This is a genomic window from Streptomyces sp. NBC_00388 (assembly GCF_036061255.1).
Lineage (GTDB): Bacteria > Actinomycetota > Actinomycetes > Streptomycetales > Streptomycetaceae > Streptomyces.
Genome location: NZ_CP107948.1, coordinates 3,600,001 through 3,611,591 on the forward strand (window position 1 = coordinate 3,600,001; position 11,591 = coordinate 3,611,591).

The 11,591-nt window shown below is 72.9% G+C and carries 7 protein-coding genes (1 of these 7 running past the window's edge); 4 read left to right on the forward strand and 3 right to left on the reverse strand.

From position 1 onward, the window contains the following. On the forward strand, positions 1–738 hold the 3' portion of the coding sequence (locus OG917_RS16280; protein WP_328321942.1) for an MFS transporter. It extends 531 nt beyond the left edge of the window; only the last 738 of its 1,269 coding nucleotides appear in the window; its start codon lies beyond the left edge, outside the window; it ends in the stop codon at positions 736–738. A gap of 9 nt (positions 739–747) precedes the next feature. Here the strand turns inward: OG917_RS16280 and OG917_RS16285 are convergent, their stop codons facing one another. Further along, positions 748–2,427: an ATP-binding SpoIIE family protein phosphatase gene (locus tag OG917_RS16285; RefSeq protein ID WP_328318325.1), complete on the reverse strand. Its 1,680-nt coding sequence runs from the start codon at positions 2,425–2,427 to the stop codon at positions 748–750. Positions 2,428–2,571: 144 nt separating this feature from the next. Continuing rightward, complete coding sequence (locus tag OG917_RS16290) at positions 2,572–3,894, reverse strand: NAD(P)/FAD-dependent oxidoreductase (protein ID WP_328321944.1); 1,323 nt, start codon at positions 3,892–3,894, stop codon at positions 2,572–2,574. A gap of 393 nt (positions 3,895–4,287) precedes the next feature. Between OG917_RS16290 and OG917_RS16295 the strand changes: the two genes are divergently transcribed. Both OG917_RS16295 and OG917_RS16300 read left to right on the forward strand, forming a co-directional pair. After that, positions 4,288–5,076 (forward strand): TetR/AcrR family transcriptional regulator, encoded by a 789-nt coding sequence (locus tag OG917_RS16295; RefSeq protein ID WP_328318326.1) that lies wholly within the window; start codon positions 4,288–4,290, stop codon positions 5,074–5,076. A 275-nt stretch (positions 5,077–5,351) separates the two neighbouring features. Then, complete coding sequence (locus OG917_RS16300; RefSeq protein ID WP_328318327.1) at positions 5,352–7,307, forward strand: sigma-70 family RNA polymerase sigma factor; 1,956 nt, start codon at positions 5,352–5,354, stop codon at positions 7,305–7,307. A 79-nt stretch (positions 7,308–7,386) separates the two neighbouring features. Here OG917_RS16300 and OG917_RS16305 read toward each other — a convergent pair whose 3' ends face one another. Continuing rightward, a complete protein-coding gene (locus OG917_RS16305; protein ID WP_328318328.1) occupies positions 7,387–9,468 on the reverse strand; it encodes an asparagine synthase-related protein in 2,082 nt (693 codons plus the stop codon). A 554-nt stretch (positions 9,469–10,022) separates the two neighbouring features. Here OG917_RS16305 and OG917_RS16310 point away from each other — a divergent pair. Beyond that, positions 10,023–11,444, forward strand: a complete 1,422-nt coding sequence (locus OG917_RS16310) for an MFS transporter (RefSeq protein WP_328318329.1) — start codon at positions 10,023–10,025, stop codon at positions 11,442–11,444. Positions 11,445–11,591: the final 147 nt, after the last annotated feature.

Below are 11,591 nucleotides of genomic sequence, written 5' to 3' on the forward strand. Positions count from 1 at the left end.
GCGGCCTCCGTCCGGCTGCCGCGTGCTCCGGGGCTGGAGCTCGCTCCGCAGCCCAGGGGCGGCGGAGTCCGCGCGCTGCTGCGGCACCGCGCCATGGTGCAGCTCTGCGTGCTCGGCTTTGTTGTCTTCTTCGCTTGTTATGGGCAATTTGAGTCCGGGCTTGCCGCTTACGGGACCGAAGCGGCCGGAATTCAGCCGTCGACGCTCGGAATCGCTCTGGCCGCGAACACCGCCGTGATTGTCGTCGCGCAGTTCGTGGTGCTCAAGGTCGTGGAGAAGCGGCGGCGCTCGCGTGTGATCGCCGGTGTGGGGCTCATCTGGGCCTTGGCCTGGGTCATCGCGGGGTACGCCGGGCTGGGGCACGGCAGCCAGGCCATGGCGACGGCCGCGTTCATCTCCACGTACGCGTTGTTCGGGCTGGGTGAGTCCATGCTGTCCCCGACCGTCGCACCGCTGGTCGCCGATCTGGCGCCCGAGTCGATGGTCGGCCAGTACAACTCGGCCTTCGCACTGGTCAAACAGCTGGCGCTGGCGATCGGACCTGCGGTCGGCGGGCCGCTGGGGGCCTCGACAGCGGTGCTCTACATCGCGACCTTCGTGGTGTTCTCCCTCGGGATCACCACGCTGGCGCTGCGGCTGGGGCGTCAGCTCACCCCCGTACAGGACAATCCGTCACTCGGACACACCTCGCGGGTCGTGGCGACGCACCTGCCGGAGCCCGCGGCTGCGCCGCACTGACAGCTAGGGCTAAGAGAGCGGAGCCGGCCGGTCCGTCGTGTTCTCGGGGAGGGCGAACTCGCACCAGACGGCCTTCCCGCCGCCCGGTGTGCGGCGGGAGCCCCAGGACGAGGCGATCGTCGCGATGATCGAGATGCCGCGGCCCGCCTCGTCCGCCGGTTCCGCACGACGGCGGCGGGGGAGATGGTCGTCGCCGTCCGTCACCTCGATGATCAGCCTGCGGTCGGTCCTGCGCAGCCGCAATCGCATCGGCGGGGTGCCGTGCTGGAGCGAGTTGGCGACGAGTTCGCTGGCGGCCAGGACCCCCACGTCGTGAAGTTCCACGTGAAACCTCCAGGACGTCAGCACGCCCGAGGCGAAGGCCCGCGCCCGTGGGGCGGCCTCCACCCCGCCCAGCAGGTCCAGTGCCGCATTGTGGAACAGCTCGGCGGCCGGACCCGTACGTGCCGGGTGCTGGACGACCAGGACCGCGACATCGTCGTCGTGCTCGGCCGTGACTCCCAGCGAGCGGATCAGCCGGTCGCAGACGACCTGCGGCGAGCCTGAGGCACCGGAGAGCGCGCGTTCCAGAGCGGCCACCCCCTCGTCGATGTCCTCGCCCCGGCGCTCCACCAGGCCGTCGGTATAGAGCACGGCAGCGGAGCCGGGCGGCAGGGCGATCGAGTCCGACGTGTGCTGCCAGCCGCCCGTGCCGAGCGGGGGGCCGGTCGGGTCGGCGGCGCGGCGTACCGTGCCGTCCTCGTCCCTGACCAGTACCGGCAGGTGGCCCGCCGACGCGTAGACCAGACGGCCCTCGTTGGGGTCGTGAACCGCGTACAGGCAGGTGGCGATCTGGTTGGGGTCGATCTCGGAGGCGAGACCGTCCAGCAGCTGGAGGATCTCGTGCGGGGGGAGGTCGAGCCGTGCGTAGGCCCGGACGGCCGTGCGGAGCTGGCCCATGACCGCGGCGGCCCGGACCCCGCGGCCCATGACGTCGCCGATGACCAGGGCGGTGCGTCCGGCGCCGAGGGTGATCACGTCGTACCAGTCACCGCCCACGGCCGCGTCCGTGCCGCCCGGCTGGTAGGTGGCCGCGATCCGCAGATCGTCGGGCTGCTCCAGCTCCTGGGGGAGCAGCGAACGCTGGAGGGTGACGGCCGTCTCGCGCTGTCTGCGCTCGCTGGTCCGCAGCCGCTCGGCTGCCTCGGCGTGGTCGGTGACATCGGCGGCGAAGACGAGAACCCCGCCGTCCTCCGGCAGGTTCGCGACCGGAGTGCAGGTCACGGTGTACGAACCTGCGCCCGGACCTGCCTGCACGCGACGGGACTTCACGGTACGGGGGGTCCCGCTGCGCAGCACCTGATCCATCAGAGGCAGGAGCCCCAGCTCGGCCAGTTCGGGCATCGCGTCGGCGGCGCAGGCGCCGGTGGCGCGAGGGCCGAACGCCGCCGTCCAGGCGTCGTTGACGTACGCGAGGCGGTGCTCGGTCCCGTACACGAGGGCGACCAGGGCGGGCAGGCTGCCGAGGATTTCCCGGACGGAGAGCTCGTCCAGCGCGGCGGAGTGCGCGGGGTCAGCGGCCAACTCGGCTTCCGGGCCCGGGGGCTGGGAGGACTCACCGCGGGCTGCTGGCACGGAACTGAGGTCGGTCCGCGCGGCGGCGCGGCGCTGTGTTCCGGGGAGCCGGGCGCTCCAGCGCGTGAAGTTCACTGCTTTTCAAGCCTCGTTTGTCGTGGCGGGACGTCTGGGACCTGCTGCTCACCCGGCCGGGGATCCGGGTCGTACGGGGGGTTCTGTGCGGGTCTGAGCCCACCTATGGTCACACGTCCAGTGTGACCGGCGGCACTCTCGGCGTCAGTCCCGCTGCGGGCGGTCGCCGCCGGCGGCCCATTCGAATTCGGCCCGCGGATGTTCCAGCGAACCGAGCGAGACGATCTCGCGTTTGAAGAGTCCGGCGAGCGTCCACTCGGCGAGAACCTTGGCCTTCCGGTTGAAGGTGGGTATGCGGCTGAGGTGGTACGCGCGGTGCATGAACCAGGCAGGGTAGCCCTTCACCTTGCGCCCGTAGATGTGCGCGACACCCTTGTGCAGACCGAGTGAGGCGACGGACCCCGCGTACGCGTGCTCGTAGTTGCTGAGCGGCCTGCCGTGCAGGGACGCCACGATGTTCCCGGCGAGGACTTTGGCCTGCCGGACGGCGTGCTGTGCGTTGGGCGCGGTCAGTCTGCCGGGCTCGTCCGCCGTCAGATCCGGGACGGCTGCGGCGTCACCCGCCGCCCAGGCGTGCGGGGTCCCTTCGACTGCGAGTTGCGCCGTGCAGCGCAGCCGGCCGCGGTCGTCGAGCGGGAGGTCGCTGGCGGCGAGAACCGGGTTCGGTTTGACGCCCGCGGTCCAGACGAGGGTCCGGTTGGGGAAGCGTGCCCCGTCGCTCAGCACGGCGACCCGTTGGTCGCAGCTGTCCAGCCGGGTTTCCAGGCGTACGTCGATGTTGCGGTTGCGGAGCTCGCGGATCGCGTACTGGCCCATCTCGTCGCCGACTTCGGGGAGGATGCGGTCGGCGGCCTCCACCAGGATCCAGCTCATGTCGTCGCGTTCGACGTTGTGGTAGTAGCGGGACGCGTAGCGCGCCATGTCCTCCAGTTCGGCGAGGGCCTCGACCCCCGCGTAGCCGCCGCCGACGAACACGAAGGTGAGCGCGGCGTCGCGGACCGCGGGGTCGCGGGTCGACGAGGCGATGTCCATCTGCTCGATGACGTGGTTGCGCAGGCCGATGGCCTCTTCGATGCTCTTGAAGCCGATGCCGTACTCGGCGAGCCCCGGGATGGGCAGGGTCCTGGACACGGAGCCGGGGGCCAGTACGAGCTCGTCGTAGGTGATCCGGGTCGCGCCGCTGCCGTCCTCGGGGCCGGCGAGCGTGGTGACGGTCGCGGTCCGCTCGGCGTGGTTGATGGCAGTGGCCTCACCGATGACGATCCGGCACTTGTCGAGGAGCCGTCTGAGCGGGACGACGACATGGCGCGGCGAGATCGACCCGGCGGCGGCCTCCGGGAGGAACGGCTGATACGTCATATAGGGGTCGGGAGTGACCACGGTGATCTCTGCTTCGCCGCCCTTCAGCTTCCGCTGGAGACGCAGCGCCGTGTACAGCCCGACGTAGCCGCCGCCGACGACGAGGATGCGCGTGCCGGCCCTGGGCCCCTGGTCCGGCCCGGCGTTCGTCTCGTGGGAGAGGGGAACAGTCACTGTCCCATGAGGCAACGGGCGATCGACTTTGTCCACAGGCCCGACAAATTGTGTGACCGGAGATCACCGGTGCGCCGTAGCGGGGCGTTCCCCCACGTGAAGCGAAGGTCCGCAGGTCAGCGCTGAGGACGGCCGGCCGGCACCGGGGTGGAATAGGGAGAGTCCAGGCTCATACTCCGATCGGGGGGCGCTCCGTGCGGAACTACCCCCTTCTGAATCGCCCCTTGCTCAACTATGTTCGTAGTTCGCCGGGGTGTCGGGTCTGGGTCCCCGGCGGGGCCAGGCGGGGAGTCTCCGGGGGGAGACATCATTACCGGGGGATCGCATATGCACATTCAGGACGCTCATTGGCAGGCCGCTGCTCCGGCCGAGAACAGCGGACGGGCGGGTGCGGGCACGGTCACGCGCTCGGCGCCCCTCCGCGTGGACGCACAGCGCAATCTCGAACATGTACTGCGGGCCGCCCGCGAGGTGTTCGGCGAGCTCGGGTACGGGGCGCCGATGGAGGATGTGGCGCGCCGGGCGCGCGTCGGCGTCGGCACGGTGTACCGCCGCTTCCCGAGCAAGGACGTGCTGGTCAGCCGGATAGCCGAGGAGGAGACCTCCCGACTGACGGAGCAGGCACGCACGGCGCTCGGGCAGGAGGACGAACCGTGGTCCGCGCTCTCGCGCTTCCTGCGTACGTCGGTGGCTTCGGGGGCAGGCCGGCTGCTGCCGCCCCAGGTGCTGCGTGTCGGGGTGTCCGAGGCGACCGGGGCCGGCGACGGCCTGCTCGGCGGGGACGCACTGCTCGGTGAGCCTGGCGGCTCCCCCGAGGAGACGCGGGTGCCTCAGCAGCGGTCGGCGCCCCGCGCCGGCGACGAGACTCCGGAGGCCGGTGCGGTGCCCGGCCTCCCGGACGACCGCACGGGGGCCGTGGAGCTGCTGGAGGTGGTGGGCCGGCTGGTCGACCGGGCGCACACGGCGGGTGAGTTGCGGACGGACGTCACCGTGGCGGACGTACTGCTGGTGATAGCCACGGCTGCCCCGACTCTGCCCGACTCGGTGCAGCAGGCGGCCGCGTCCTCACGGCTGCTCGACATCCTGCTGGAGGGGCTGCGCTCGCGTCCCGCGTGACGTGACGGGGCCGGTGGAGGGCTCGCCGGGCAGGGACCGCCTGTCGGCAGCTCTCCCGGCGGCACCCCTCGCTCCGCCGGGCGGGGCTCGGCGGCGCTCATCGGGCCACCCGGGACAAGTAGTTGATCCTTCCCCTAAAGGGTGAGGGTTAGTGCTCCGTTCCGGGAAAACTCCCCGGACGAGTGGTTGCTGGTCGCACGCGGCCGGCTGTGGCCCGCTCTGTGTCAGTCTTGGCCGGTGTTCGGGTCCGAGGGTGTGTACGGGGGCTTTCCGCGATGAGCGTTGACGGGCGGGACGAGCCACTCGGCGAGGCCGGCGGAGCGCAGCGGCTGCCGGGCCGGGGCCCGGGGCAGCAGTCCCCCGGGCAGCAGTCCCCCGGGCAGGTGCCGGGCCGGCCTCCCGTCCGGGACTCCGGGCAGGGCGGGGCTGCGGGCGGCGAGTGGTCGGCCAGCGTGCCCCAGCAGCGTGACGGCGGCAGCGGTGTTCTTCCGCCGCCGCGCTCGCTGGACCTGCCGCCGTCGGACGCCGAGCTGATCGCGCAGATGCGGGAGGGCGCCGACGACACCGACAGTGCCTACGAGGAGCTGTTCCGCAGGCACTCCGACGCGGTGCGCCGCTATGCCCGTACCTGTTGCCGCGACGCGCACACCGCCGATGACCTGACGGCCGAGGTGTTCGCGCGCACGCTGCAGGCGGTGCGGGGCGGGGCGGGGCCCGAGCAGGCGGTGCGGGCGTATCTGCTGACCACGGTGCGCCGGGTCGCCGCGGCCTGGACGAAGACCGCGAAACGGGAGCAACTCGTCGAGGACTTCGCCCTCTTCGCCGACCAGGCGGCCAGGTCGTCGTCCCCGGAGATGTCCGACCAGGACACGCTCGACCTGGGCGCCGACGTCCGGGCCATGCAGATCGCCGAGAAGTCGCTGGCCATGGAGGCATTCCGGTCACTGCCCGAGCGCTGGCAGGCGGTCCTGTGGCACACGACCGTGGAGGAGGAGTCCCCGAGCGACGTCGCCCCGCTGTTCGGGCTGACGGCCAATGCCACCGCGGTCCTGGCCAGCCGGGCCCGTGAAGGGCTCAAGCAGGCCTACCTGCAGGCCCATGTGAGCCAGACGCTCACCGCGGGCGGCGACTGCGCGCAGTACGCCGACCGGCTCGGCGCGTACGCCCGCGGCGGGCTGCGGATGCGGGCCGAGCGGGGGCTGCGGAAACATCTGGAGGAGTGCGCCAAGTGCCGCCTCGCCGCGGGTGAGCTCAAGGACGTCAACTCCGGGATTCCGGCGCTCGTGCCTGTCGCGGTCATCGGCTGGTTCGCCGGTGGCACCGCCCTCAAGGCCGCCGGGCTCGTCGCGGGCGGCGCTGCCGGGGCCGCAGGGGCAGGCGCTGCCGCAGCGTCGGGCGGCGGTTCGGCCGGCGGTGGGGCCGCAGCCTCCGAAGGTCTCGGCCTCCCCGCCAAGGCCGGTATCGCCGCCGGCGTCGTCGTCGCGGCGGCCGCCGGTCTGGCGTTCGCCCTGTCGGGCAGCGACGCCCCCGCACCGGAGCCGCACGCCGCGCCCCCCGTCACGCACCCCGCCGTACCGCCCGGGCCCACACCACCGCGCCCGCACCCGAAGCCGCCCGCTCCCCCCGCCCCCGCGCCCAAGCCGGCCGCGAAGCCCACGCCCACGCCGAAACCCCCGAGGACCACACCGAAACCGCCGGCGCCCGCCCCGCCGCCGGCCCCCGCGCCGACGCCGAAACCCACTCCCCCGCCGAAGCCGGCCCCGACCCCGACCCCGAAGCCACCGCCCCCTCCGGTGCCCGCCGTCTACCAGGTCGCCGCCCTGGCGTACTCGCTTCTCGGCGACCACACCGTGCCCGAGCTCAGCCTCAAGGACAGCGGGCCGGTGTGGCAGCGCCACCGGATGGCGGTCGACGGGACGCAGTACGACCGGGGCATCAGCGTGCACGCCCCCTCCAGCGTGACCATCGAGCTCAACCGGCGGTGCTCCACCTACCAGGCGCTGGCCGGGGTGGACGACATGTCACTCGGGCTCGGTGCGGTGCGCTTCTCGGTGTACGGGGACTCGTCCCGGCTGTGGAGCTCGCCCGTGGTGCACGGCGGGGACCCTGCCGTGCCCGTGCAAGTCGGGATCGCGGGGCACCGGACCCTCCGCCTGGTGGTCGAGCGCAGCGGCCCCTTCGGCTCGGTCGCGGTGGCCGACTGGGCACAGTCCCGGATCAGCTGCCGGTGACCGCACAGCGGCGGAACGGAGCGACCGATCCGGGCCCGTCGGCCCAGGCGCTCCGCCGGGGCACGGCCCCGGGCCGGGTCTAGAGGCTCCGCCGGGGTACGACGCCGCCCGCCACCGCCCGCTGCTTCGGTGCCGCTGTCCCGGTCCAGCAGCTGCCGCGCCGGGACAGCAGCCTGCGCAGCCACAGCTCCGTGGAGATCAGGTCGGCGAGCCCGTCGAGCGGGAGCCGCTCCCCCTCCGCGGCTGCGCGCAGCGCCTTGCGGACCACCCGCGCCTCGATCAGTCCGGCGTCGGCGAGCAGCGGTGCGTCGAACAGCGCGATCAGCGAGGGCAGCGAGGCGCGCAGCCCCCGGTGGAAAGCGGCCTTCGCGGTGGAGTGCGAAGGGGCGCCCCAGCCGGCGGGCAGCTCGTGGATGCCGGCCCCCGCAAGGACCGTACGGAGGATCTCGGCCCGTGCGCCGGGCTGGACCCGCAGTGATTCGGGGAGCAGCCGGGCCGCCCGTACCACCTGGTTGTCGAGGAACGGTGCGTGCAGCCGCTGGCTCCGTACCTCCGCCGCCTGTTCGAAGACCCGGTGGTCCGATGCGTACCGGGCGAGCGCGGCGCGGGCGCGGGCCTCGCCGGGGCGCTGCACCGAGGTGGGGCGCAGCGCCGACTCCTGGAGGCGTACGGAGACTTCGGCGAGCGCCTCACCGGTCAGCCAGCGGGCCGCGGGCCCCGGCCGTGACCAGGTCAGGGCAGCCAGCGAGGCGTCCAGCGTGGAGCCTTCGGCGGCGTGCTGGACGTCGCGGTCGCGCAGCAGCACGGCCGCCGCTTCGATGCCCGCGCGGTACGGGGTACGGGCGAGTCGCCGCGCGGCGCGGTAGACGGTGAAGGGGATGAGGACCGAGCCGTCCGCCTTGGCCAGCGCCGCGACGGGTTTGACCAGATGGCGTCTGCGGCGGTCCATCAAAAGGTCGGCCAGGCGCGCGGGGTGGGCGTCGAGCACCTGGCGTGCGCCGTCGCCCACCAGGTGGTCCGCGCTGCCCGATGTGAGCCGCAGACGGTGGCGCTCCGAGGCGATCAGTGAGGGGCCCGGTTCGTCGGTCAGCGGCCCCGACTCCAGGTCGGCGTAGGGCAGGGCCTCCTCGCCGCCGGCGACCACCACGTGATGCAGCCGCGGGTTGGCCGCGATGGCGCCGGCCCGTTCCAGTTCGGGTCCGTGGCCCCGCGCGGAGAGGTCGTTGAAGGTGACGGCGAGCAGGCGCTCCCCCGCACCCGTGCCATGGCCGAGGATCGTGCCTGGCACCCCGGGAAGTCCGGCGGCGAGCAGCGTGAGAGTGGCGGAGGCGCTGCCTCCGGAGAGGTCGGCGCCGATGCCGGGAGCGGGCGCCGGGGCGCCGCGGGCCGCACGCCGTTCGGCCGGGCCCATGCCGGGGACCGGCCCGGGGTCGGGCGGCAGTGTCCCGGGGGCGTGCCGCGGCGCGGTCAGCCGGGCGCGTACGGCTTCGACGAGCGCGTCCCGTACACCGTCCACGGCCCGGTCGGGGTCGACTTGGGCGGCGGCCACGGCGAGCGAGGCCACCTGCTCGTACCCGGTGATCTCCCGGGACCCCTCCCGCAGGATGAGCGCGTGGCCGGGCGGGATGCGCCGCACCCCGGCGTAGGGCGTCGAGTCGCGCAGCGCTTCGGGGACGTCGGGGCAGGCGAGCAGCGCCGCCAAGTGGCCGATGTCCAGCTGGGCTTCGATGAGGTCGGCGAGCGGGAGGGCCGCGGTGGCGTACGCGGTGCCGTTGGCCCAGGGGGTGTGGAAGACAGGGCGCGCACCGGCCAGGTCGCCGATGACGGTGACGCGGCGCCCGGACTGCACGACGACCGTGTAGCTGCCCGCCCAGGCGGTGAGATGGCGCAGGGCTCCCCCGCGCGCGGCGAACAGGCCGACCCGCAGCTCCTCGTCCGTCGCGGCGCAACAGCCCAGTACCGCGAGGCGGGTGAAGGGGTCGACGGAGATGACGCGCACCTCGTCGGGGCGCCAGTCACCCACCGCCCAGAGGGGGTCGGGGTCGCCCCACAGCAGTTGGGAACCGACGGGGTGGACCGTCCGGCCCTCGTCCGGCCCGCCCACCGAACCGGCCGTGCCGAAGCTCGCGGCGGTGCTGCTCCACCCCACCAACCACCGCATCGACACCTCCACAGGCTGTGGACAACTGAACGCCCGGGGCGTTCAGGACCATGCTGCCATGACAACGGCGTACCAGAGGGGGTATGGAAGCGCGCACCCATATACGAATGCGCCCCCGGCAAAGGCCATTCGGCCTTGCACGGCAAGGGTCGTCATCCGGCCATTCTGGCGGAGTGACATCTGTGCGGGAAGGGTGATCGCGGGGCCGTACGGTGCTTCGGTCCGGGAGGCGCCGCGCGCCTCCCGGACCGGCCGGCCGCCCGCGGGGATTGAGGCGGCCGCATCCCCCAGCCCACTGGATCCTGTGCAGCGGGCCGACCCACGCACTCCACATGGAAGACCTTCACCGGCGGCCGGGCCAGAGCGCACGGCCGGGCGCACAGCCACACAACGGGAGCACGGGCCGCGGGCGGAGAGCGCTCCGGGCGGGCAACAATCCCGCCATCCGGAACATCACCCCTTAACGGTAGGGATGCGGCGAACTACGCTGGGTTTACGAATGCCGCGCGCCTATGCCGCGACGCGGCGGCCGTCTGTGTGTCGAGGGGTGGCGCATGTCCAGGGAGCTACGCGGGCCGAACGACAAACTCGGCACCGTTCTCGCCCTCGCGGGAATCAGCAACGCCGGACTGGCGCGACGGGTCAACGACCTCGGCGCCCAGCGCGGCCTGACGCTTCGGTACGACAAGACCTCCGTGGCCAGGTGGGTGTCCAAGGGCATGGTGCCGCAGGGCGCCGCGCCCCATCTGATCGCGGCGGCGATCGGCGCCAAGCTGGGCCGGCCCGTACCGCTGCACGAGATAGGACTCGCGGACGCGGATCCGGCTCCCGAGGTCGGACTCGCCTTCCACCGCGACGTCAGCTCCGCCGTGGTGTCGGCGACCGATCTGTACCGGTTGGACCTCGCGGGCCGCCGGGCCGGAAGTGGCGGGATATGGCAGTCCCTCGCCGGGTCGTTCGCGGTCACGGCATATGCGACGCCCGCTTCGCGATGGCTGATAACCCCCGCCGACTCCTCGGTGGAACGGGGAGCCGAGGAGCTGGCGGACCCGGCGGTGCTGCGCGTCGGCCACAGCGATGTGACCAAGCTGCGTGAGGCAGCCGAGGACGCCAGGCGCTGGGACTCGAAGTACGGGGGCGGGGACTGGCGTTCCTCGATGGTCCCCGAGTGTCTGCGGGTCGACGCGGCCCCGCTGCTCCTCGGTTCGTACTCGGACGAGGTCGGCCGCGGGCTCTTCGGCGCGACCGCCGAACTGACCAGGCTGGCCGGGTGGATGGCGTTCGACACCGGCCAGCAGGAGGCCGCCCAGCGCTACTACATCCAGGCGCTGCGGCTGGCGCGCGCCGCCGCGGACGTCCCGTTGGGGGGATATGTCCTGGCTTCGATGTCGCTCCAGGCGGTCTACCGCGGCTTCGGGGACGAGGGAGTGGACCTCGCCCAGGCGGCCGTGGAACGCAACAGGGGCCTCGCGACGGCCAGGACCATGAGCTTCTTCCGGCTGGTCGAGGCAAGGGCGCACGCGCGCGCCGGTGACTCGGCGGCGGCAGGCGCGGCGCTGAAGGCAGCTGAGGGCTGGCTGGAGCGTTCGCGCGACGGCGACGCCGATCCCTCCTGGCTCGGCTTCTACTCGTACGACCGCTTCGCCGCCGACGCCGCGGAGTGCTACCACGACCTGAAGGCCCCGCGTCAGGTGCGGCGCTTCACCGAGCAGGCGCTGTCGAAGCCGACGGAGGAGTTCGTCCGCTCGCACGGGCTGCGGCTGGTGGTGAGCGCGGTGGCGGAGCTGGAGTCCGGCAATCTCGACGCGGCGTGCGCGGCGGGCACCCGGGCGGTGGAGGTCGCGGGACGGATCTCGTCGGCGCGCACCACCGAGTACGTACGGGATCTGCTGCACCGCCTGGAACCGTACGGCGACGAGCCGAGAGTGGTGGAATTACGCGAGCGGGCCAGACCACTTCTGGTGGCGCCCGCGTAGAAGCCGGGCCACTTCTGGTGGCGCCCGCGCAGAAGCCGGACCACTTCTGGTGGCGCCCGCGCAGAAGCCGGACCACTTCTGGTGGCGCCCGCGCAGAACGGGCCTCCCCCCTGGTTTGAGGGCATTGTCAGTGGGCCAGTGCACTAT

Excerpts from the sequence above, each read along its gene's own strand:
- OG917_RS16295 (WP_328318326.1), top strand. The coding sequence starts at position 4,288 with ATGCACATTCAGGACGCTCATTGGCAGGCCGCTGCTCCGGCCGAGAAC.
- OG917_RS16300 (WP_328318327.1), top strand. The coding sequence starts at position 5,352 with ATGAGCGTTGACGGGCGGGACGAGCCACTCGGCGAGGCCGGCGGAGCG.
- OG917_RS16305 (WP_328318328.1), bottom strand. The coding sequence starts at position 9,468 with ATGCGGTGGTTGGTGGGGTGGAGCAGCACCGCCGCGAGCTTCGGCACG.
- OG917_RS16310 (WP_328318329.1), top strand. The coding sequence starts at position 10,023 with ATGTCCAGGGAGCTACGCGGGCCGAACGACAAACTCGGCACCGTTCTC.